General features: G+C 64.5%; 23 protein-coding genes and 1 pseudogene. 11 read left to right on the top strand and 13 right to left on the bottom strand.

The window, feature by feature from the left end; all coding sequences use genetic code 11:
- Positions 1–44: 44 nt before the first annotated feature.
- The 4 genes from ABQE89_RS15925 to ABQE89_RS15940 are packed head-to-tail and all read right to left on the bottom strand — an operon-like array spanning position 45 to position 3716.
- Complete coding sequence (locus tag ABQE89_RS15925; protein ID WP_448418217.1) at positions 45–1388, bottom strand: MCE family protein; 1344 nt, start codon at positions 1386–1388, stop codon at positions 45–47.
- A gap of 4 nt (positions 1389–1392) precedes the next feature.
- Positions 1393–2250: an ABC transporter permease gene (locus ABQE89_RS15930; RefSeq protein ID WP_448418219.1), complete on the bottom strand. Its 858-nt coding sequence runs from the start codon at positions 2248–2250 to the stop codon at positions 1393–1395.
- Between the two features lie 8 nt (positions 2251–2258).
- The gene (locus ABQE89_RS15935) at positions 2259–3044 is read right to left on the bottom strand and encodes an MlaE family ABC transporter permease (protein ID WP_448418221.1); all 786 of its coding nucleotides are present in this window, start codon (positions 3042–3044) and stop codon (positions 2259–2261) included.
- A gap of 45 nt (positions 3045–3089) precedes the next feature.
- Positions 3090–3716 (bottom strand): TetR family transcriptional regulator, encoded by a 627-nt coding sequence (locus ABQE89_RS15940; protein ID WP_448418223.1) that lies wholly within the window; start codon positions 3714–3716, stop codon positions 3090–3092.
- Between the two features lie 68 nt (positions 3717–3784).
- Here ABQE89_RS15940 and ABQE89_RS15945 point away from each other — a divergent pair, with 68 nt between their 5' ends.
- The 7 genes from ABQE89_RS15945 to ABQE89_RS15975 all read left to right on the top strand — a co-directional run bounded on the left by ABQE89_RS15945 (position 3785) and on the right by ABQE89_RS15975 (position 10094).
- Complete coding sequence (locus tag ABQE89_RS15945; RefSeq protein ID WP_448418225.1) at positions 3785–4927, top strand: sulfotransferase family protein; 1143 nt, start codon at positions 3785–3787, stop codon at positions 4925–4927.
- Positions 4924–5400 (top strand): VOC family protein, encoded by a 477-nt coding sequence (locus tag ABQE89_RS15950; RefSeq protein ID WP_448418227.1) that lies wholly within the window; start codon positions 4924–4926, stop codon positions 5398–5400. Before ABQE89_RS15945 ends, ABQE89_RS15950 begins: the two co-directional genes overlap by 4 nt.
- A 2-nt stretch (positions 5401–5402) precedes the next feature.
- Positions 5403–6422, top strand: a complete 1020-nt coding sequence (locus ABQE89_RS15955) for an alcohol dehydrogenase catalytic domain-containing protein (RefSeq protein WP_448418399.1) — start codon at positions 5403–5405, stop codon at positions 6420–6422.
- 11 nt (positions 6423–6433) lie between these two features.
- Positions 6434–7597 (top strand): DUF1214 domain-containing protein, encoded by a 1164-nt coding sequence (locus ABQE89_RS15960; RefSeq protein WP_448418229.1) that lies wholly within the window; start codon positions 6434–6436, stop codon positions 7595–7597.
- 27 nt (positions 7598–7624) lie between these two features.
- Positions 7625–7990 carry a hypothetical protein gene (locus ABQE89_RS15965; protein ID WP_448418231.1) on the top strand — a complete coding sequence of 122 codons (366 nt, stop codon included), beginning with the start codon at positions 7625–7627 and terminating at the stop codon, positions 7988–7990.
- Between the two features lie 8 nt (positions 7991–7998).
- Positions 7999–8814: a mycofactocin-coupled SDR family oxidoreductase gene (locus ABQE89_RS15970; RefSeq protein ID WP_448418233.1), complete on the top strand. Its 816-nt coding sequence runs from the start codon at positions 7999–8001 to the stop codon at positions 8812–8814.
- A gap of 74 nt (positions 8815–8888) precedes the next feature.
- Positions 8889–10094 (top strand): cytochrome P450, encoded by a 1206-nt coding sequence (locus tag ABQE89_RS15975; protein ID WP_448418235.1) that lies wholly within the window; start codon positions 8889–8891, stop codon positions 10092–10094.
- Here ABQE89_RS15975 and ABQE89_RS15980 read toward each other — a convergent pair.
- Genes ABQE89_RS15980 through ABQE89_RS16000 form a run of 5 tightly spaced genes read right to left on the bottom strand, consistent with a single transcriptional unit; the run spans position 10091 to position 14481 of the window.
- Positions 10091–10297, bottom strand: coding sequence for a hypothetical protein (locus ABQE89_RS15980; RefSeq protein ID WP_448418237.1), 207 nt, complete (start codon positions 10295–10297; stop codon positions 10091–10093). The two genes, ABQE89_RS15975 and ABQE89_RS15980, sit on opposite strands and share 4 nt — an antisense overlap.
- A gap of 26 nt (positions 10298–10323) precedes the next feature.
- Positions 10324–11154 carry a hypothetical protein gene (locus ABQE89_RS15985; RefSeq protein ID WP_448418239.1) on the bottom strand — a complete coding sequence of 277 codons (831 nt, stop codon included), beginning with the start codon at positions 11152–11154 and terminating at the stop codon, positions 10324–10326.
- Positions 11151–12125, bottom strand: a complete 975-nt coding sequence (locus tag ABQE89_RS15990) for an LLM class flavin-dependent oxidoreductase (protein ID WP_448418241.1) — start codon at positions 12123–12125, stop codon at positions 11151–11153. The genes ABQE89_RS15985 and ABQE89_RS15990 overlap by 4 nt, the downstream gene beginning before the upstream one ends.
- Entirely contained in the window at positions 12122–13081 is a 960-nt protein-coding gene (locus ABQE89_RS15995; protein ID WP_448418243.1) for a DUF7064 domain-containing protein, read from the bottom strand. The genes ABQE89_RS15990 and ABQE89_RS15995 overlap by 4 nt, the downstream gene beginning before the upstream one ends.
- A gap of 8 nt (positions 13082–13089) precedes the next feature.
- Complete coding sequence (locus ABQE89_RS16000; protein WP_448418245.1) at positions 13090–14481, bottom strand: phosphotransferase family protein; 1392 nt, start codon at positions 14479–14481, stop codon at positions 13090–13092.
- A 149-nt stretch (positions 14482–14630) separates the two neighbouring features.
- On the opposite strand from ABQE89_RS16000, the gene ABQE89_RS16005 reads away from it, so the two are divergent.
- Entirely contained in the window at positions 14631–15104 is a 474-nt protein-coding gene (locus tag ABQE89_RS16005; protein WP_448418247.1) for a TetR/AcrR family transcriptional regulator, read from the top strand.
- Here the strand turns inward: ABQE89_RS16005 and ABQE89_RS16010 are convergent.
- Positions 15092–16126 (bottom strand): Rieske 2Fe-2S domain-containing protein, encoded by a 1035-nt coding sequence (locus ABQE89_RS16010; RefSeq protein WP_448418249.1) that lies wholly within the window; start codon positions 16124–16126, stop codon positions 15092–15094. The genes ABQE89_RS16005 and ABQE89_RS16010 overlap by 13 nt on opposite strands.
- Positions 16123–16698: a TetR/AcrR family transcriptional regulator gene (locus tag ABQE89_RS16015; protein ID WP_448418251.1), complete on the bottom strand. Its 576-nt coding sequence runs from the start codon at positions 16696–16698 to the stop codon at positions 16123–16125. The genes ABQE89_RS16010 and ABQE89_RS16015 overlap by 4 nt, the downstream gene beginning before the upstream one ends.
- 164 nt (positions 16699–16862) lie before the next feature.
- Between ABQE89_RS16015 and ABQE89_RS16020 the strand changes: the two are divergent.
- Positions 16863–17363 (top strand): annotated as a pseudogene (locus ABQE89_RS16020) (zinc-binding dehydrogenase); the annotation flags it as partial.
- A 1-nt stretch (position 17364) separates the two neighbouring features.
- On the opposite strand, the gene ABQE89_RS16025 reads toward ABQE89_RS16020, so the two are convergent.
- On the bottom strand, positions 17365–17835 hold the full coding sequence (locus ABQE89_RS16025) for a MarR family winged helix-turn-helix transcriptional regulator (protein WP_448418253.1): 471 nt from the start codon (positions 17833–17835) through the stop codon (positions 17365–17367).
- A gap of 60 nt (positions 17836–17895) precedes the next feature.
- Here ABQE89_RS16025 and ABQE89_RS16030 point away from each other — a divergent pair, with 60 nt between their 5' ends.
- The gene (locus ABQE89_RS16030; RefSeq protein ID WP_448418255.1) at positions 17896–18807 is read left to right on the top strand and encodes a spirocyclase AveC family protein; all 912 of its coding nucleotides are present in this window, start codon (positions 17896–17898) and stop codon (positions 18805–18807) included.
- 19 nt (positions 18808–18826) lie between these two features.
- Positions 18827–19009, top strand: a complete 183-nt coding sequence (locus tag ABQE89_RS16035) for a DUF7156 family protein (protein ID WP_448418257.1) — start codon at positions 18827–18829, stop codon at positions 19007–19009.
- Between the two features lie 68 nt (positions 19010–19077).
- On the opposite strand, the gene ABQE89_RS16040 is transcribed toward ABQE89_RS16035, so the two are convergent.
- Positions 19078–20556, bottom strand: coding sequence for an MCE family protein (locus ABQE89_RS16040; RefSeq protein WP_448418259.1), 1479 nt, complete (start codon positions 20554–20556; stop codon positions 19078–19080).

Consider the following 20556-nt stretch of genomic DNA (forward strand, 5'->3'; position numbering starts at 1 on the left):
CGATTCACCATTGGTTCGTCGCTGCTCTTTCAGTCACGTCGCGATCACGGGGTTGGGGCATCGACGGGCTGCGGGGCCGTCGCAGGCTCGGGTGCGGGAGGTGGCGCTGGAGGTGGCACAGGCGGCGGGGGCGCAGATGCGGGCAGCACCAGTCCGGGTGAGGGCGGCCCCTGGCAACGAATGCTCGGCGGTTCGGGTACGGCGCGGGTCACCGGGAACCAGTTTCCCCAGCAGGGGTGGCCCAGTCCGACGTTGTCTCGGATATCCATGCCGGTACCCCAGCCGGTGTTGGTCACCAGCTGGCGCACTGGCCAATTCTTCGTCGGGTCAGGCAGTGACCCGCAGCCCGGCTTCCCGCCCGGCCCGCCTTTGGCAGCCACAATCGGCAGGTTGTCGGGGTACACATAAGGGTCGTTCCCCAGCAGCGCAGTGCTGTCGGTGATCAGGCTGTATCCGTTGTGGCCGCCGGCTGTGTAATAACCGCCGTTGTCCAGCATCCACTTGGCGCCCTGGAGCAGGCAGGTGTAGGACGGGCTGTATTTCAACAGCAGGGCGGTCGTCGGTTCCAGCGTGTTCACCGCCTCGCTCAGATTCTGCCTATTAGGGCCGATCAGATCGATGCCCGCGTTGGCCATGCCAATCACGTTCAGCAACAACGAATCCAATTCGTCTGCGTGGTGTGTCAAGGTGATGCTCGTCGTGCTGATCGAATTCAGAACGGCCAAGATATCTTGCGCGGCCAGACCATAGGTATCGCTGAAAGCGCCCAACGCGCGGAAGTCAGCGCGAATTGTTTCGCTGCGAGGATTGATTTGTCTGAGCGCCTCGTCGGCGGCAGTGATCGCCTCCCCAATCCGTTCGCCCTGTCCACGAAGCCCACCGGCCAACGTCGACAGGATCGCGTTGAGCTTGGCGGGTGGGACCTGGTGGAGCAGATTGAGCAGGTTCTGCAGAACGGTGTTGACTTCGGTACTCACATTGCGCGAGTGCAGGACCTGCCCGCGCGACAAGCGCTTGTGGTCGGGCTTTTCCGGATAGGTCAAGTCGACGTACTTGTTGCCGAACGCGGTGGTGGCCCTGATCTGCGCGTCGACGTTGGCGGGAATGTGGCGGATCTGGTCGGGATCGATCTCCAGCTGAAGGCTCACGCCGTCCCCACCGCCCTTGATCGAGCCGACGCGGCCAACCTCCACGCCGCGCATCTTGACTTTTCCGCCTGGCTCCATCACCAGGCCGGACCGATCCGAGGTGAGTGTCACGGGAACTCTGGATATGAACGAACGGTTGAAGGCGGCGACGCACAACGCCAGACTTCCGACCACCAGGACGAGCAGGATCGTCGCCCACCACGCCGGATGTAGCCGGCTCTCAGTTCGTTTGGCGTCCACGGTTCTAATCCGAGAGATGGAAGTTTCCATGTGGGCCGTAGATGGCGAGAGAGACGAAAAGAATCACGATGACGCTGATCACCAACGAGGTGCGCACTGCCCGGCCCACCGCCTCTCCCACGCCGGCGGGGCCACCCGCCGCGGTATAGCCGTAGTACGTGTGCACGAGCATGATCGCGGTCGCCGCGAGCACAAGCAGCAGCAGTGATATGGCGATGTCCGACGGAATCAGGAATGTCTCGAAATAATGTTTGTAGACGCCGGCGGACTGCCCGTAGACGGCAACGACACCGCGGGTCGCCAGCATCGACATGACGAGCGCCACGCAGTAGAGCGGGATCACGACGATCACCCCTGCGACCACTCGACTCGATGCCAGGTACGCAACGGAGCGCACACCGATGACCTCAAGCGCATCGATCTCCTCGTTGATCCTCATCGCGCCGAGCTGCGCGGTGGCACCGGCGCCGAGTGTGGCCGACAGTGCCACCACCGCGATCACCGGCGCGGTCAACCGAACGTTGACAAAAGCCGCGACGAAGCCTGAGAGGGCGTCAACGCCAATGCCTTCCAACGTCGTGTAGCCCTCCTCGCCGACGAGGGCGCCGGCGGCGAGGGTCAAGAAACCGACGACGGCAACAGTTCCGCCGATCATGATCAGCGCCCCTGTGCCGAGGCTCATCTGGGCGATCAAGCGGACCAATTCGACCTTGTAGTGCGCGACGACGTCGCCGATGGATCTGATGGTCTTGGCATAGAACTGCGTCTGCTCGCCGAGCCGGGTGTATCCCGCCGCCACTGCGCGCCCCGGGCGTAGAACACGGTCCGACAGCCGGCTCGGCGCACCTTGGCGCCAGCTCATGGGGTGGCTCATCGCGGCCTCACTTGCACCCCGACCGCGGTCACCACGACGTTGATGGCGAAGAGCGCCATGAACGCAAAGATGACGGTTTCGTTAACTGCGTTGCCGACACCGGATGGCCCCCCGCCGGCCGTGATGCCCTTATAACAGGCGATCAGGCTCGCCGCCAAACCGAACAGCATCGACTTGATCATCGCAACGATCACATCTGAAATGCCAACCAGCAGAGTCAGACTGGAGACAAACGCACCGGGCGTGACGTTTTGGACGAACACGGCGAAAAAGAATGAGCCGGTAAGGCCCACCAGCGTTACCAAAGCAAACAGCATCAGCGCGACGAGAGTGCCCGCAAGCACTCGCGGAACGATCAATGCCTGCACCGGGTTGATGCCCATCACACGCATCGCATCGAGTTCCTCGCGAATCGTGCGCGCACCGAGATCGGCACACATGGCCGTGGCGCCGGCGCCGGCGACGACAAGCACGTCGACGATCGGGCCGATCTGCGTGACAGTGGCGACCGCTGCGCCCACACCCGACAGGTCAGCCGCGCCGATATCGGTCAGCAGGATGTTGAGCATGAAGACGGTAAGCGCGCAGTAGGGAATCGACAAGAACAGCGCCGGTAACAGCGACACCCTGGCAACGAACCAGATCTGGGTGACGAACTCCCACCATGCGAACGGCGGCGTGAACATGAACACGAACGTGTCCAATGCCGTCGCGAAAAATCCGCCGACTGCGCGGACCGGCTTCTTGACAACACCGGCAGCGGCCGAACTCAAGGTGGTCAAGGAGCACCCCCGTTGCCCCGCATTCCATATCGCATTGACCGGCCCCTAGGGCAGTCCGCGCTGCAGTTGGTCGAACGCGAAGCGCAGCGTGGTCGTCAGCGGTTGGTCATCGCCAGAAGCCACCCAATAAGCGGAAGCGGCGTCGACGGCCGCCCAGATCGTGCTGACGATGAGTCGCGGAAGCACGTTCGCGTTCGGGTCGAGACCCATTCTCGCCGCGACGAGTTCGGTCAGCTGACCGGCGACCTCGGGTGAAAGCACCACCCACCCGGACTGCGCCTGGTAGTCGCGCAGCACCCGGTTGCGAACCCGCATGCTTTCGCGCTCGTCGTCACTGACGTTTGCGGTGTCGAGAAACGCGTTGCACAGCGCTTCGGTCCCGCTCTCGTCGGGTGGCCTGCGCTCCAAGGCGCGGATGACGCGGGTGTGCAGGCGCTTGGCATGAGCCTGCAAGACCTGATCCTTTGACGCGAAATAGCGGAAGAATGTGCGGCGCGAGAGCCCCATGGCTTCGGCAATGTCGGCCGCCGTCACGTTCTCGTAGCCTCGCTCAGCAAAGAGGCTGATCGCGGTGTTCTCGATCTCACGAGCGACGAACTCCTTCGCAAACCGCGCGCGCCGGACTCCGATCGAAGCCGGCGCTCCCTCGCCGCGCGCTGGTTCTGCTGGCATGGCCCGCACACTAGCTGAGAGTGGCACACCTTGCCAAGTAGTGACACGCAATGCTACAACTTGGCACTGTGAGACACAGCGTCGATCTGATTGACAAACTCCATCACGAAGCGAGTGCAGCGACCGGGCTTGACGACTTCGGCGACACCTCCTACCTGGAGGGACTGAATCGGCTGATCGAGGCTTTCGTCGCCATCCCAGGACTGGACGACCAGCAGCTCGAGACCCTCACCGGTGGTCTGGTGACAGGGACGTTGATGTCCCGCCTCCGTACCGAGGAAGCCTGGAAAAAGCATGCGCACTGGGACCAGATCGGCTTGAGCGCCCCGGTCTTCATCGTCGGGATACCGCGCACGGGAACGACCGCTCTACACCAGCTGCTATCGGTGGACCCGCGGTTTCAGGTCGGTGAGAAGTGGTTGCACAGCTACCCCAAGCCCCGCCCGCCGCGCCGACAGTGGAGTGATGACCCCGACTACCAGCGAGCGGTCGCCGAAGCCGAGGCGATGCCCGAGGGCTTGCAAACCACGCACTTCGTCGGACCTGGCGATGCCGATGAGTGCCTCGTGCCGATGGCCCAATCTTTTGTGAGCAACTACTTCGGATCGCAGGCGTCGATACCGGCCTATGACGAGTGGATGCTCACCCAGGATGCGACGCCATCGCTCGCGCGGTACGCGGACTTCCTGCGCCTGCTCGGATCGACAAGTCCCGAGAAGACGTGGCTGCTGAAAAACCCCAGCCATTTACTGTGCATCGACGAGCTGTTCGCCGTGTTTCCCGGAGCCCGCGTCATTCAGACCCACCGCGACCCCCAGGCCGCGCTCGGCTCGGTTGTGAGCGTGTTGTCCATGCTCAGCAAGCTGATCGGTGTCGAACGTGATCCACGCGAGATCGCGCGCCGTGAGATCTCGCTATGGGCGGAGGGGATTCGACGAACCGACCAGGCGCGCCGCGGACGCGAATCGTCGTTCCACGACGTGGATTACCGGCGCTTCACCAAAGACCCACTGGGGGTGGTGCGCGAGATCTACCGAGCCTTCGGACTCGACCTGCCTGTGGAGGTAGCCGGCGAAATGCAGCGCTGGCTGGACGAGCATCCGAAGGACCGCCACGGAACCCATGTGTACGAACCCGAAACGCTGGGTGTGGACCCCGACACCATAGACGAACATTTCGGCACCTACATCAAGGAACGCGAGCTGTTATGACATCGCAGACATCGAACACACCGGTCATCAAGCTCGACAACCTATTTCACACCGGCATCGTTGTCGAAGACATTGAAGCAGCCAAGCGTGAGTACACCGAACTGGCAGGCCTCACCTGGTCCGCTGAAGGCGAGGTCGAGATGCCCGTGTGGTTCCCGACCGGCCCGAGCAGCATCTCATTCTGCTTCGCGTATTCGGAGGGCCCGCATCGGCTCGAACTCGTCCGCCAGCTGCCGGGCACTCTGTGGACAGTCACCGGCGCGGGCCACGTGCACCACCTCGGATATTGGTGCGACGACGTCAACAGCGCATCAGCCGAACTCAGCCGCCGCGGAATGCCGCTGTGCGCGAAGGTCGGGACCGACCAACCCGACGCGACGGCACCGATCGTCATCCACCAGACCAAGAGCGGGTATCTGGAGCTTGTCGATATTGCTATGCGGCCGATGATGTTCGGGGAGGAGGCATCGTGACGATGCGGACAGCGGTGTTCCAGGGTGTCGGCAAGGGCCTTGCCGTCGAAGAACGCCCAATCCCCAAACCGGACCCCCGACATGTACTGATCAAGGTGAAGCGGTGCGGAATCTGCGGGACGGATCTGCATTTCACCGATGGGAAGGGCTTTCTGCAGATGCCACCCGGCGCGATGCTCGGCCACGAGTTCGCCGGAGAAGTCGTGGAAGTCGGCCCCGAGGTGGAAACTCTATCCGTCGGAGACGCCATCACGGCGTTGGCGATACCCTCCTGCGGGCGGTGCGCGACCTGCCAGGCCGGCGACCCGCAGTGGTGTACCGGCGAGCCGAAATTGTTCGGACTCACGGGTGCCTTCTCGGAATACGCCATCGTGGCAGAACCTCAGGCCGTGAAGGTCCCACTGAACCTTTCGTGGAGCGACGGGGCTCTGGTGGAGCCGCTGGCGGTGGGTTTGCACGGCACCCACCTGGCACACCTACCGCCGGGAACTGACGTGCTGGTGATCGGGGCCGGACCGATCGCCCTGAGCACCGTGTACTGGGCCCGCCGGATGGGTGCGGGCAGGATTGTGGTGCAGGCGACTTCACGTCGCCGCGAACGTTATGCCAAGGAACTCGGCGCCAGCGACTTCATCGTCTCCGGCGACAACCCGGTCGCCGAAGCGATCGAGGCGTTGCACGGCCCACCGAGCTTGGTTTTCGAGGCGGCGGGCGCGCCAGGCACCATCGAGCAGGCGATGCAGGTGGTACAGCCACGCGGTACGGTGATCGTGCTCGGTTGGTGCACGGTGCCGGATTCCTACGTCCCCGCGTTGTACTTGATGAAGCAAGTGCGCCTGCAGTTTTCGATGACCTATACCACCGGTGAGTTCCAGCACACCATCGCCGCACTCGACAGCGGAGCTGCCGAGCCCCGCGCAATGGTCAGCAGGACCGTCTCTCTCGACGAGCTTCCCGCTGTATTCGAGTCGCTGCGGGGTCCGAGCACCGAGTGCAAGGTGCTGATCGACCCTTGGGCGTGAAAGGCAACCGAATGAGCACTTCCGACGACGAACGACTCCAGGCTGCGTGGGCCGACTTCTGCGACCGGCTTCGGCAGGCCGGCGACCGGCTGGTGTTCCGGCCGACCGCGCCGGACACGCCGCAGGACCGTGCGGCCGGCTACCAGTACATCGCGCGCTACATCACCAAAGCGATACAACAGAATTGGGAATTCGCCGACCCGATGTTCCCACAGCTGTGGCACCTGCAGACGCCGATCCACAAAAGCTTCGGCGACAACCCCGACTGCAACTATCTGACCGCTGTGATCGACGGCGCGCACACGTATCGAGTGGTCGGAAACCGGGGGACCGTCCGTTGGGTGTCATTCGCCGCGGGCTCGGAGTCGGCGATCGGTTCTGCGATCAATGGCGACGACCTCCAGGTGGAGTGGGACGGCAGCGTCGAGGTGTGGTACAGCCCCGAGCACCGCACCGGAAACTGGATAAAGACCACCCCGGGACCTCAGACCGTGGTGATCCGGCAGTTCTTCGGGCACTGGGACACCGAAGAACCCATGCGTCTGCGCATCGAGAGGGTGGGCGCGACCGGCGCTCCCCAACCGCCGTCGCCGGACACCGTGATCAAAGGGCTGAAGGCGACCATGGACTGGCTCATCGAGGATTCCACGAGATGGGCAGACTGGATCGACTTCTACTGCGATCGGCCGAACCAGTTCGTCACCGGCATGCCGGGCTGGACCGACGGCGGGGAAAACAGCTTGGGCCGGCTGCTGCACTTCTGCTACTTCACCATCACCCCCGATGAGGCCCTGGTGATCAGGGTGACGCCACCGGACTGCTCCTACTGGAACTTCGAGCTGGGCAACTACTGGATGAACTCGGTCGACTACCGCTACCGACTGTCGTCGATCAACAGCGAGCAGGCCGACTATCAAGAAGACGGTTCTGTGGTGATCGTCGTCAGCCACGCCGACCCCGGCATCCTGAACTGGCTTGATACCGCCGGACACACCGTCGGGTTTATACCGAATCGCTGGGTCGAAAGCCGCGAGTCACCCACGCCCCAGACGAAAGTCGTCAAATTCGAGGACTTGCCGGATGAACTCGCCGACGTCCGCCGGATCGAGGTGTCCGAACGCACCGAACAGCTTCGCCGCCGAAAGGTCGGCGTCGACCGCCGTTTCCCGGCCTGAACCGGCCTGACGAGAAAGGAATCACCCGTGGCTGATCGCCTCATGCTGTTCTTCAGCAACCCGGTGGCGGGGCAGGACGACGCGTACAACGAGTGGTACGACTCCCAACACGTCACCGATCTGCTTGCCGTCCCCGGCATCGTCTCCGGGCAGCGCTACGAGCTCGCCCCGATGACAGTCCCCGACAACCACGGCCTGCACGCGGAACTCCCCCCGCCCGCGCATCGCTACCTCGCCGTCTACGAACTCGATCGTGATCCGAGCGACGTCATCAAAGACTGCCTCGCCCGCATCGGCGACGGCAGGATGTCGTTGAGCGACACGATGGATCTGGCGACGGTTTCCATGGCCACCTGGACGGCCCGCGGTCCCCGCGTCGTCGCGGACCGGTAGGCGAACCGATGGGGATGCTTGACGGGAAGGTCGCGTTCGTCACCGGCGCAGCGCGCGGCCAAGGTCGAAGCCACGCAGTGCGGCTGGCGCGTGAAGGCGCCTCGGTGATCGCGATCGACATTGCGGACAGCGCCGCCGCGCACAACACCTACGCTCCGGCGACGGAGGCAGATCTGAAGGAGACAGCGCGGCTGCTCGAGCAGGTCGGATTGCCGTTCGTCGTGAAGACCGCCGACGTTCGCGACCTCACGGCCCTCGACGACATCGTCGGTGATGCAGTGCACGGTCTTGGCGATCGCCTCGACATAGTCGTCGCCAACGCCGGCATCAACAATTGGGGCCGGTTCTGGGAGATGTCCGAAGAGCAGTGGCTGACGATGGTGGACATCAACCTATCCGGTGTCTGGCGCACCATGAAGACGGCGGTACCACACATGATTTCGGCCGATAACGGCGGCTCCATCGTCGCGATCAGTTCGGTTGCCGGGATCAAGGCGCTGCCGGGTCAGGCGCATTACAGTGCGGCCAAACACGGTGTGGTCGGCCTCACCAAGAGCGCGGCCATTGAATTGGGGGAGTACGGAATCCGGGTGAACTCGATTCATCCGTGGGGGGTAGCGACACCGATGGGTGAGGATCCGTATACCGCGACGATGCTTTCGGAACACCCGAACTATGCGGTGTCGTTCGGCAGCGTGCTTCCGCCGTGGGCGATGGCCGATCCCAACGACATCTCCGATGCCGTCGTCTGGCTTGCCTCTGATCTGTCACGCACGGTGACCGGCACTCAGCTCACTGTGGACATGGGCGCGACCAAGGTATAGGGGATCTGAATCGGCGGCGCATAACTCGGGGCTGGGCCGGGTGATCAAGCGAGTGAGAATCGAAGGGAGCAATCATGACTGCATCTCAGGTGGTGTTCGATCCGTTCTCGAAAGAGTTCTTCGAGGACCCCTACGGGGTCTACCGACGGATGCGTGAGGAGGCGCCGGTCTACTACAACGAGCAGTACGACTTTTACGCGCTGACCCGGCACGAGGATGTGTCGGCGGCGATCAAGGATTACGAGTCGTTCTCGTCTGCTCGTGGCTTGGACCTCGCCACGATCAAGAACGGGCTGCCGCCAGAGATGCGGTCCATCCTGACCATGGATCCGCCAGAACATCGCCGGCTCCGCAGCCTCGTCAACAAGGCCTTCACACCGCGAGCGGTCGGCAATTTGAAGGAGATGGCCACAGAGGTGATCGAAGGACGGCTTTCAGCCGTCAACCCTGACCAGTTTGATGTGGTGCAGGACTTCTCGGCGCACTTCCCCATCGAGGTCATCGCGCGGATGCTCGGCGTCCCCGAGGAACAGTGCCACACCGTGAGAGATTGCGTGGACACCATAATCGCCCGCGAACCTGGTGAGATGGCGATGGGTGAGGCTGGATGGGCAGCCCTTGCCGAAATGGGAACGTTGTATTTCAACCTCATCCAGGAACGGCGAGCCAACCCCCAGGACGACATGATCAGCGCGCTCATCGCCGCGGAGATCGACCGCGAGGACGGTACGACGTCTCGGCTGGATGATGTGGAGATCGCAGGGTTTTCGATGGTGCTCGGTGGCGCCGGATCCGAGACCACCACCCGCCTGATCGGTAGCGCCGCGGTGTTGTTCGCCCGCAATCCGGACCAGTGGGAAAAGCTTCTCGCGGATCGCACGAAGATTGCGGCCGCGGTGGAGGAGGTGCTGCGCTACGAGGCGCCAACGACCTATCTGGTCCGATACTCGTTGAAAGACATGCACTTCTCGGGCGGCACGATTCCTGCGGGCAAACCCGTGTTCATCATCGTGGGCGCGGCCGACCGCGACCCCGAGGCGTTCACTGATCCCGACGTGTTCGACATCGACCGCGACCGCAACGAAGCGCAGAACCTGGGTTTCGGCTTGGGGATCCACAGCTGCATCGGCGCTGCTCTTGCCCGAATGGAAAGCGCCATCGCCTTGGGCAAGTTGCTCGACTTCATGCCTCGCTACGAGGTGATCTGGGACCGCTGCGAGCGCGTCAGCATGCAGAACGTCGTCGGCTGGAAGAACGTGCCGGTGCGGGTGCTCCGTTAGTGCTGGTTGCCGTCACTCAGCTGTCCCTGAAGGACGTCGAGGCACAGCCAGAACAGCTTGTCGTCGCGTGGCAGAGCGCTCAGCGGCCCGCATCGGATTTGCGAATCACGCTTCTGGATACCGGCTTCCGGAACGACGTCTCCGTTCAGGAATACAGGGACCGGGTGCGCGTTTCCGATGCTCGATGCCGTGGCGGAACTCATCGAGTGACGGGACGGCGCAGTCGCCGTCATCCCCCGAGTCGCCGCAGGCGCACCACAGTGGTGGCGACCAGGCGGTCATCTTTTCCGCTGTCCCGAAGGGCGATCCGGCAAGCCGCTGAGTCGCCGAATACACCAACTGACAGCGGGTCAGCGACGAACGGGCCTTCGCGTCCCGGCGCCATGATCGTCGTCGTCAATTGCTCGACGGCCAGCTGTTCGGTGCCCAGTTCGGCCGCACACACGTGCAGCGCCGCAGCCTCGGTGACGACCAATATGGGGCCGTGGTGCAGCCGCTCCGCACCGATCTCCGGCCGCAATCCGGGAATCTCGAGAAGGCCGTCGTCACGTCTGCGGCCGGTGTACGCCTGCCACAGCGGCGGAAAATCAGCGGCGTCGACGACGCCCTCCCCCGACTCGGGGTAGGCGAAGCCCTTCGGCGTGGGACAGATCACCGACCAGTTGGCAGAACCGAAGCCCACCACCCGCTTTCGGTCACGCTCGTCGTGAAACATCGCCTCGGTGAAGATCTGGGAACGCGCCTCCGTGGCCACCCGCCCCGCGACGTGCACGCCGCCGATAGATATACCGGCATCGACCAGGGTGATGTTGACCTGGGTGAGCGCGAGAATGTTCACCGGGTCGACGTTGACGCCAGCGGTGTCGAGCATCGCGATCGCCAGCGGTGCCGCCAGCATTGCGCCGGCAGGCGTGCGCAGATCGCGCCGCAGGCGCAGTTCGTTCTCGGCGTGGGTGCGGTCGATGGGACGGGGGTCCGACGCCAGGTAGCGGTAGCTCATCAACACGTCTTTGCTGCTTGCCCACTCGCCGAACGGGTCGGCGGCCTCGCGACGCGTCATTGGTCCTGCGCCAACAGTGGCGCCAGCCGTGTGCAGATGGTCTCGATGTTGCGCATGGTGAGCTCCTCACTCATACCGCCGACAGACGCCCACATGAACACCGTGTCGATCGGAGCGCCGGCGGTGCCGGCCTTGATCGCCTTTGCGACGTGTTCCGGGGTGCCGTACGTGAACGACTTCAACGGCGCCATACCACCCGCGTTGACTACGCGGTCGAGATCCACGGGCCGCGGTGGTGGCCGGCCGGTGCCTTCGACCATGTGGCGGCGATACGAATCAAGTTGATGTCTCAGGTGCTTCGAGACGATCGGCCAGTCGCCCTCGGGATCGTCGGTAACCCAGCCCTGGATGCCACCGGACATCACCCCGGCTTCGACCGGGTGTCCGGCCTCGGCAAGGCCCTCCGAATACGGGCCCCATAGCGTGGCGTCCACCGACAGCAGCCGCTCGCCGAGCAGGCCGGCGCGCTTGGCCCCCTGCGGACCCTGGTATCCCATCCAGATCGGCAACCGCTCCTGCACGGTCCCCGGCTTGACGCCATCTGGCCCCCACAGCTCGCGAAGCCGGCGTGCGGTGTCGTCGGTCTGCCGGTACTTGGCGGTCAAAGACGCATCGAACAGCTCGAACTCCGGCACTCGGTACCCCGTGCCGAGACCAAGGTCGAGGCGGCCGTCGGACAGCAGGTCCACCACCGCGCTCTGCTCGGCGATCTCGGCGGGGTGATGCAGCGGTGCGATCAGGATCGCGGTGCCGAGGCGGATGCGCGTCGTGCGTGCCGCCACCGCCGCCGCGAACGTCAGCGGCTGGGACAGATAGTCGTCTTCGAACAGGTGGTGTTCGGAGAACCAGGCCGAACTGGCGCCGAGTCGTTCGGCCTCCTGGCACGCTTCCAGCGTGAACCCGTAGAGCCGCGAGGGATTCTGCCGCCACTGTGGCGGGTTGCGCAGATCGAAGTAGACCCCAACTTTCACGATTTTCCCCTCTTGGCTGCGGGTAGAACGCCCTCGCGGCGAAACGCCCGCCACTGCACTGGATCCCAGACATCCTGGTCCTCGGCGAACACCGTGGTGCCTGCATAGTCCCACGCGACCAGGCTCTGATGCACCAGCATCGACGGGTAGACGAGGTTGGTGAACTGCGAGAGAACCTCACCATGGGCGGTGACCCGCCGGCCGAGTTCGTCGACGACCTCGATGTCGATCGCCGCGGGCATGCCGTTGCCCTTGCGATGCACACGCCGGGACCCGCCGGCGGCCTTGCTCAGTTCACCGTCGCGCCAGATGAATCCCGATACCACCCGGTCCTCGCCGCGGTCCAACGACAGACCCATGAATCCGTCCTCGGCGTCGCGGTAGGCGTAGTCGTAGCCGGCCTTGACCCCGCGCAGATCGGGCCGCTTGCCCCAGGACCGGTCACGCATCAGGATGCAGTCCACGGTCATCGGCGCTCCACGCAACCTCAGGGTTCCTGTCACCCGGCCCGGTTGGTCGACGTGGTAGGCATCGGTGAACGGTGGCCGCGGCTTGGGCACGGTGATCAGCGGCGGCGCGATGGCCTGGAAGCTCAGGTCGGCGTCGATCTCGTCGTTGACGATCCCGAAGTCGTAGCCGCTGTTGGGTTCTCGCTGCCGTAGAAACAACCCGCCGGGCAGTTGGGCGTCACGCATGTCGAGGTCACCAGGCAGCGGCAGATGGTGTTGGTGAGAGTAATAGGGCGTCTCCCATGGCGTGGTGCCTGTTTCGTCGAACAGTGTCACACCCCCGCCGATGCTGTTGAGCAACGGGCGGAAGTAGAGATAGAAGTTGCCGAACAGCTTGTGTTCCGGGACGGCGAAGGTGAACCAGAACGTCTCCGTCCACCAACTGTCCGCACCCTCCGGGGGCGGATGCAGGGTGTCGTCGGAGCTGGACAGTGTGTATGCGGTCAACGCGATTCCTAGAAGGTGGGAAGTGGGGTAGTGGCCATGGGACCGAGCAGTTCGGCCATCCGGACGGTTTCGCGCTGCACATGACGCGCCAGGTAGGCCAGCGTCGCCGCATCGTCGACAGTGCCCGCGACAATACGTTGCGCTAAATGGTTTCTGGCCTCGTCGGCGGCGGCTACGTCCTCGCCGAGGAGTTGCGCCAACTCGCGGCGCTCCTGTTCTTCGATGGCGCGGTCGTAGCGCTCCCCCTGCTGCAGGTGGCGGACGGTGCGCAAGACCGCTTTGGCTTGCGCGATCTGAAACGGCTCCGACAACGACGGCAGTAGGCGCTCGCGCAGTGCGGTGCGAATGAACGCCAGAGAGCCTTCCCGCTCGGATCCGGAGGCGCTCGCCGGAGTCAGAGAGATCGGGTCCGCCTCGACGCCGGCCAAACCCAGCAGCGCCTCGATGATGAGCCGGCCGTGAAAAGCGTGACCGCTGACCAGGATCGGATACTGCGGATCGTCGTGACCCCGCGCACGCACCACGTCACTCGCGATGACGATCTTGAGCATCGCGCTCACCGTGCCATGCCAGATCCGCAAGCGGTCGAACGGTCGCCCACTTGCGTCGGCGTACACCTCGAAGCGGCGGGTCAGGTCGCCAAACGGAAACAACAGCGAACGGGCCACCACCCAGCCGAGATCCTCATACGCATCGCCCAAGTGAGACAGTTCCCAGTCGACGATGGCGGTGATCTTTCCGGCGTCCTGGATGAAGTTGCCCGGACCGGTGTCACCTTGTACCAGCACAGTGCGGTCGACCTGCGTGGGCGCATTGCGCCGCACCCACTCCCCCGCATAGGCAACAACGGGATCCGCAGGGGCGTTCGCTGAATGGAAGGTCAACCAGTGGTCGAGGTCGAGGGTGGCGTGTTCCTGGGCCGTGGTGGGCACGGGCATGGTGGGCAGATCCAGGGTGGCCGGATCGAGTGCGTGCAAGCCGGCGACGTGCCGCATCAACTCGTCGCTCACCGACTCCCTGGTCTCGGGGGCCAAGCCAGACAGGTCGTCGGTGCCGGGAATCCGTTGTGCTGCGACCAATCCGCGCTCGGTGTCGGTCGCGTAGATCTCCGGAACAGGCACCGGTGTGGGCGCAAGTGCCCGGTAGATCTGGGTCTCTCTGGTCGCATCGCCGTAGACCTGGAGCGTGTCGCGAGTTCGGCGCACGATCACCGGGACGAGTTCTTCGCCGCGAGTGACATCGACGCTCCAACTGGCCCGGGTGCCCGCGACGATCGGTTCCACGGCCACCGCGTCGGCGCCAAGGACATCGCGCAGCCACGTCATCAAGAAGGACTCGAACTCCGCGTCGCCACGAGTCAGCAACGCGTCGTTGCCCGGTGTTCCGACCACCGTCGTCATCGGCATTCCTCCTTAGTAAACGGCGTTCACCCGCTGGGACGTAAACGCTGTATACCACGCGTTGTGAACGGTGTATACCTCATACTGACCACGTGACTGTCCCCGTGCCCGCTCGGCCGCTCAACCGTCGACGCATCGTCGCCGTCGCGTTGGCCATGACCAAAAGCGCCGGCGAACCGCCGAGTATGCGTTCCCTTGCCACCGAACTGACCGTCACGCCGGGAGCTCTGTATCGCCACTTCGACGGTCAGGCCGAACTGGTGACATCGATGATCGACGAGGTCATGGACCGGGTCGAGATGCCGGACGAGGACTTTGAGCCGGACCCATGGCAACGCATTCGAGCTCATGTGCTCTCGCTCACCAGTACGCTCGACGCCTATCCCGGACTGGACCAGGTGGTCGCACGCCATGGTGACAGCAGTGCGGCCGCGCGCGTTCGGCAACAGTGGATGCTGCAGCAACTGCGTCTCGCCGGTCTGAACCGGCGCGACGCCACCCGCGCGTATGGGGCGCTCGACATGTACTGGCTCGGGTCCCGACACCGAACCGAACGGTCCGCGGCAACCTTCCGTTTCGGGCTCGACCGTCTCATCGACGGTCTGGCTGCTCACAACAGTTGATCCTCGGCGACCTCGGGGTAGAAGACCTTCGCCCAGCGGCGGAAGTCGCTGAACGCCTGACCTTCGACGGTCGCCAGTGCGGGCGGATCTTCGAACCGCTGGTGACTCCAGATCGTGATGTCGTTGGGCAGCTGCGCTGTCGCGCCGTCCATCCGTGACCTGAGCACTTCGGGCGTGTCGCCAGGTAGCTTCTCGAGCCACACGGTCTGGAACATGTCGCTGGTACCCGCGTCGACGGGTGTCGTCGACAACAGGATCAGGGTGTTCATCGAGCCCGACAGCGCCGTGTAGTTCAATCCGATGCCCGCGACGAGGATCGACAGTGTGTCCCCGTCATGACTGTCGGGATCCATTTCCCGCCAGCGACTTCCGAAGCCGATTTGGCTGAACCAGTGGGCGTCGTCCTGCCAGCGGCGCAGGAACACGGGATGGGTGCGGGTGCCGTGTACGTAGCGGAAGTGGATCGGGTCCGCCGCGTTCTCGGACACCAGCTGGGGGTGCAGTGTCAGCGCGTCGAACTTGATCTGGCCATCCGGCACGGGAGAGTGGTACTGCAAGCCGGCCGTGTGCGGCGCGACGTCGGTGAAGATGTCGGGCGGTTCTCCGCTGGGCTCCCGACCCACGACGTCGTGCCACATGTACACCACGCCGAAGCGTTCGTGTACCGGCCAGACCTTCAGTCGGCGGGCACGATTCGGGCGGTCGGGCTGGTAGGGAATGTGGGTGTTGCGGCCCTCGCCGCTCCAGTGCCAGCCATGGAACGGGCACACCACGCAGTCGTTTTCCACGCGTCCGCCGTAGCCCAGATGTCCGCCGAGGTGCCTGCAGTACGCGTCGAGGATGTGCAGCGTTCCGCCGCTGTCCCGGTAGGCGACCTGTTCACCACCGAAGTACCGCAATGGTCGCACGCCGTCGGCCGGGAAGTCGGTCGACCATCCGACCTGGAACCAACCCGTCGGCAGCCAGTGCGGCCGGAGGCGGTCGGTACGTTTTTCCGTTGCATGATCGATTGCGTGCGTCATCCGATCAACTCCTTACGTGACAGGTCGATGTGATGCCGCAGACCGGCGATCAGGATGTCCAGCGACTCGGCGAATGTGTCGATGTCGGCCTGCCTGCGCTTGCGGCCCTCCAGCGCCGCGCGCGACCCCAACCACAACCACGTCACCGCCCGATACACCTTGTGGGCCTCGTCGGGTGTCAGACCTTCGCGCTGCAGCGCCGCTATCCCCTGTCGGCGATGTTCGTTGGCGTTCGGCGAGTTCGGTGAATGCGCGATGACGGCCTGGTCAAGGCCGGGGTAGCGATCCATCAGCGCTTGGATCTCGAGCACCTGAGTCCTCAGCGCCAGCCAGCCGTCCCCGGCGTCAGCAGACATCGTCGGCGCCTGCGCCAGGACTTTCTCGACCACCAGGGCCACCAACTCGGCCCGGCCGGTGACGTGCTTGTACAGGGCGCCGACCGAGACCTGCAGTTCGTCACTGACCGAACGCATGGTCAAGTCCGCCACGTCTTTTCGGGCCACCTTCAATGCCGCGGCAACGATGTCGTCGACATCGAGACGCTCTATGCGCACCTTCGGCCTACCAGCCACAGGAGGCATAGTAAACGTCGTTCACCATTCGGGTCAAGGGCTAAGGTGGACCCCCAGTAACCCCGGATGAGAGGACGTGCCGTGACGTCGGTGCCCGCGTATGCCGCTCCCGCCGCCGGAGAACCCCTGGTGACCACCAGAATCGATCGGCGCGAGTTGCGCCCGGCCTCGGCGGACTCGGGCACATGGCGGTCAAGCTCGCACACGCGATGGGCGCCGAAGTCACCGTGCTGTCGCGGTCATTGAAGAAGTCCGAGGACAGCGCGCGCCTCGGGGCCGACCACTACCACGCCACCGAGGACGAGACGACGTATCGGACGCTGTCGGGATCCTTCGGCCTGATCATCGACACCGTCGGCGCGGCGACCGACGTCAACCGGCGGCTGTCGATGCTGGCCACCGACGGCACGATGGTGGTCGTCGGCGTCGGCACCGAACCGCTGGCGGTCAACGGATTGTCGCTGTTGGCGCGTCGGCGCAGCGTGGCCGGCTCGTCGATCGGCGGCCTGCGGGAAACCCAGGAGATGCTGGACTTCTGCGCCGCACACGGCATCGGCGCCGACGTCGAAGTGATCGCGCCGGAGGCGATCGACGAGGCGTTCGACCGGGTGCTGACATCCGATGTGCGGTACCGGTTCGTCATCGACTGCACCCAGATGACCTGACTCAGTCGGGGACGGGCCCGATCCCGAGGTGATGGCAGATGTCGGCGAGCGTCGAGCGCAACTCGGCAAGGCGGTCGGCGCCGACGATGGCCTCGAGTTCGGCGTTGAGTTGTTCTCCGATCGCGGCGGCGTCGGCGATCAACGCCCTACCGCGCCCGGTGTAGCGCACGATCTTCGCGCGACCGTCGGCCGGATCGGGCACCCGCTCGACGTAACCGAGCTCCTCGAGCTCGCTGACCAGCTGACCCACCGCGTTCTTGGACACATCCTGAGCCCTGGCGATGTCGGTGATCCGGCTGCCCTCCCAGCCGAGGAACACCATCAGCCGGGCAAGCGCCGGACGTAAACCCGCGTGCCCCAACGCCTGTGCGCGGTCATTGCTGGCGCGCACCATCCACTCGCCGAATTCGATCGCATGCCGCTGCAGAGACTCGGCCTGGAATTCGCGTACGCGCCGATCATTGCTTGACAATGCGACTCCTTTTAGTGAAGCTGACTTCACTATATATGAACTCGACCCACCGAGGTGCTCATGGATCTGCTGGCTCAAGACCTGATCCCGCCCGGGACCGCGGAACCCTCCGGGGTGTGGTTCTTCAATTGGGTGATCCCGATCGTCGGAAGCATCTTCATCGTGTTGGCGATCGCGGATGTGATCCGCAGGCGCCGCCTCACCTGGGGCTTCTTGTTCCTGTTCAACAGCATGGCCGTGTACTGGATGGAGACCGTCGGCGACTGGGGCCAGATGCTGTTTTACAGTCCCGCGTTCACCGAGCATCACCTGCTGGACTGGCTGCCGCTGAAAACCCCCAACGACCCGTTGTTCATGCCGTTCGCGTACGCGGTCTACTGGGGCGTGCACGCGCTGCTGGTGCTGTGGCTCAGCCAGTGGCTGTCGTCGCGAATGGGCTGGAGCATGCTCAAATCGATGGTGGTGCTCGCCATTCCGGTCAACTACGTCTGGGACTTCATCGTCGAGGGGTTGGCCACCGCGATGGGCTGGTGGACCTACAACCCCGGCATCGGCCCAGTGCTGGAATGGGGCAACGGGGGCCGGATCACGCTGCTGTGGACCATCGGGCTGATGTGCACGTGGCCCAACCTGATCGCGTATTGGGCGGGTAAGCCGCCGGTCCGTGGCCTCAACCACCTGGAACGCTTCGCCGGTCTCGATCGCTTCACCAGGCCGAAAACCCCTGCGAAACAACCGGTTACCACAGACGGCTCGGTGATGACGCTGGCGGCCAAGCCGGCCCGGCTGACCAAGACCCAGGAATACGACGACTTTCTCAACTACGAGGTCACCATTCCGCGGTGGCGGTTCGAGTTGATGCGCTTGGGCGCTTGGTTCGTCGGCTTCCAGGTCAGCTTCTTTCTCTTCCTCGTGCTGCCGCTGGTCGCATTGCGCACCGTGCTCGGCGTCGACAGCCCCTACGTCCCCTGATCCGCAGTGAGGTCGCATCGTGAACACACCTGAAGTCAAGCGCAAGAGCATGAAGGACATGCCCGCCGAGTTCTTCCTGCCCCCGCCCACCAAGTCCGGGCTGTGGCGCGAGACCGCCGCGCTGGTGGCCGGCTGCTTCGCGTTCATCGTCGTGCTGGCGATCATCGTGGCGCTGACCCAGGACATCGTCGTCCGGGTCTAACCGAGTGTCACGTTGTGCACGCGGACCGTTCAATCACCGTGGCATAACCTGACACTCGAGCAGCGTGGTCAGCGCGGCGGTGTCAGCATCGACTGCCACGTCTGGTCCCCGGCGTTACCCGCCAGGTTGGACTGCGTGTACACGCGCCCGTCGGGACCCACGTAACTACCTGAGGCCGGGTCGTATTCGGCCGCGGCGATCGGCGGTGGTGCCACCCTCTCCACCACCGGAACATCCGGCGGGATATGCGGGATGTCCTGGCCCGACAGCGTCGCGTTGGGGTCGCCCTTCCAGTTGTAGCCGTCGTTGAGCGGCACGTACTGCTCGTCGCTCTCGCACATCTGCCATGTCGGGGCGCGCTTGCCGGGCACGGTCACACACGGCAGGTTGCGCGCGCCGCGGACGTTGAACGGCGCGTCCTGCGGGGTCCGGCAGTAGAGGTCGCCCTTGGGCCGGTCGGGGTAATCCTCGAACGTCGGCACTCGTTGTTGTTGGGCGGGCAGGAATCCGGTCGTGCACGGCGGCGGCAGGTTCTGCGGGGGCAGCGGCAGCGGCGCCGGGAACGCAGGCAGGATCGCATTGAGGTTGAAGATCAACGCGTCGCCCATGTAGTCCTGCTTGGTGCCCCGCTTGTGCACGCCGACGGCCTGAGTGACCGCGGTGCCTTGCGGCAACAACACCAGGAACTGCTCGAGGCTGGGCTGGTAGTTGACCGCCACCTCGCCGATGCTGACGAGGTTGGCCAGCACGATCGGCAGCGTGGGCTGCAGTCGGTCGAACAGTGCCCGCACCTCGTCGGCCGCGCCCGGGCCTCTGTCGAGAATTCCCGCCACGGCCGCGTCCTGGCTTTGCAGCTGGCCGCTGATGCTCGCCAGATTCGCCGCCCACGCCTGGATGGACCCCGCGGTTTCGGTCTGGGTGTCCAGCACCGGCTTGGACTGGTCGATCAGCGTGAGCAGCGGGTCAAGGTTCTTGCGGGCGTCGATGGCCAGCGCGGTGCTGCCGCTGACCAGGCGGCGCAGCTCGGGGCCGAGCCCACCCACCGCGGTATACGCCTCGTCGACGACGGTCCGCAGGTTCTCTTGCGGGATCGCCTGCAGTCCGCGAGCTGTATCGTCGAGGACCGTATTGATATCGGTGGGAACCGTGGCGCGGTCCAACGGGATCACGTCGCCTGCCCTCAATTCCGGACCTTCGCCGCGGCGCGGAAGTAGCTGGACGTACTGCTCGCCGACGGCGGACACGCTGTGCACCTCGGCTTCGAGGTCGGCGGGAATCTTGACGTCTGCGTTCAACGAGAGCTCCGCATTGACTCCGGTGTCGGTGAGGTCGATGCTCTTCACCTCGCCGACATGCACGCCGCGGTACATGACGTTGCTTCTCGGATACAGCCCGCCCGTCTCGGGCAACTCCAGGGTCACCCGGTACTGCCCGACGCCGATGAGGCTCGGCAACCGCATGTAGCCGAAGACCATGATCGCCAACGCGACGACGGCGATGAGGGAGAAGATCGCCATCTGGATGAGGATCTGCCGTGTGAGTCTCAT

It is taken from the genome of Mycolicibacterium sp. XJ1819, from assembly GCF_053483675.1.

Excerpts from the sequence above, each read along its gene's own strand:
- ABQE89_RS15930 (WP_448418219.1), bottom strand. The coding sequence starts at position 2,250 with ATGAGCTGGCGCCAAGGTGCGCCGAGCCGGCTGTCGGACCGTGTTCTA.
- ABQE89_RS15940 (WP_448418223.1), bottom strand. The coding sequence starts at position 3,716 with ATGCCAGCAGAACCAGCGCGCGGCGAGGGAGCGCCGGCTTCGATCGGA.
- ABQE89_RS15950 (WP_448418227.1), top strand. The coding sequence starts at position 4,924 with ATGACATCGCAGACATCGAACACACCGGTCATCAAGCTCGACAACCTA.
- ABQE89_RS15955 (WP_448418399.1), top strand. The coding sequence starts at position 5,403 with ATGCGGACAGCGGTGTTCCAGGGTGTCGGCAAGGGCCTTGCCGTCGAA.
- ABQE89_RS15960 (WP_448418229.1), top strand. The coding sequence starts at position 6,434 with ATGAGCACTTCCGACGACGAACGACTCCAGGCTGCGTGGGCCGACTTC.
- ABQE89_RS15970 (WP_448418233.1), top strand. The coding sequence starts at position 7,999 with ATGGGGATGCTTGACGGGAAGGTCGCGTTCGTCACCGGCGCAGCGCGC.
- ABQE89_RS15975 (WP_448418235.1), top strand. The coding sequence starts at position 8,889 with ATGACTGCATCTCAGGTGGTGTTCGATCCGTTCTCGAAAGAGTTCTTC.
- ABQE89_RS15980 (WP_448418237.1), bottom strand. The coding sequence starts at position 10,297 with ATGAGTTCCGCCACGGCATCGAGCATCGGAAACGCGCACCCGGTCCCT.
- ABQE89_RS15985 (WP_448418239.1), bottom strand. The coding sequence starts at position 11,154 with ATGACGCGTCGCGAGGCCGCCGACCCGTTCGGCGAGTGGGCAAGCAGC.
- ABQE89_RS16000 (WP_448418245.1), bottom strand. The coding sequence starts at position 14,481 with ATGACGACGGTGGTCGGAACACCGGGCAACGACGCGTTGCTGACTCGT.
- ABQE89_RS16010 (WP_448418249.1), bottom strand. The coding sequence starts at position 16,126 with ATGACGCACGCAATCGATCATGCAACGGAAAAACGTACCGACCGCCTC.
- ABQE89_RS16030 (WP_448418255.1), top strand. The coding sequence starts at position 17,896 with ATGGATCTGCTGGCTCAAGACCTGATCCCGCCCGGGACCGCGGAACCC.
- ABQE89_RS16040 (WP_448418259.1), bottom strand. The coding sequence starts at position 20,556 with ATGAGACTCACACGGCAGATCCTCATCCAGATGGCGATCTTCTCCCTC.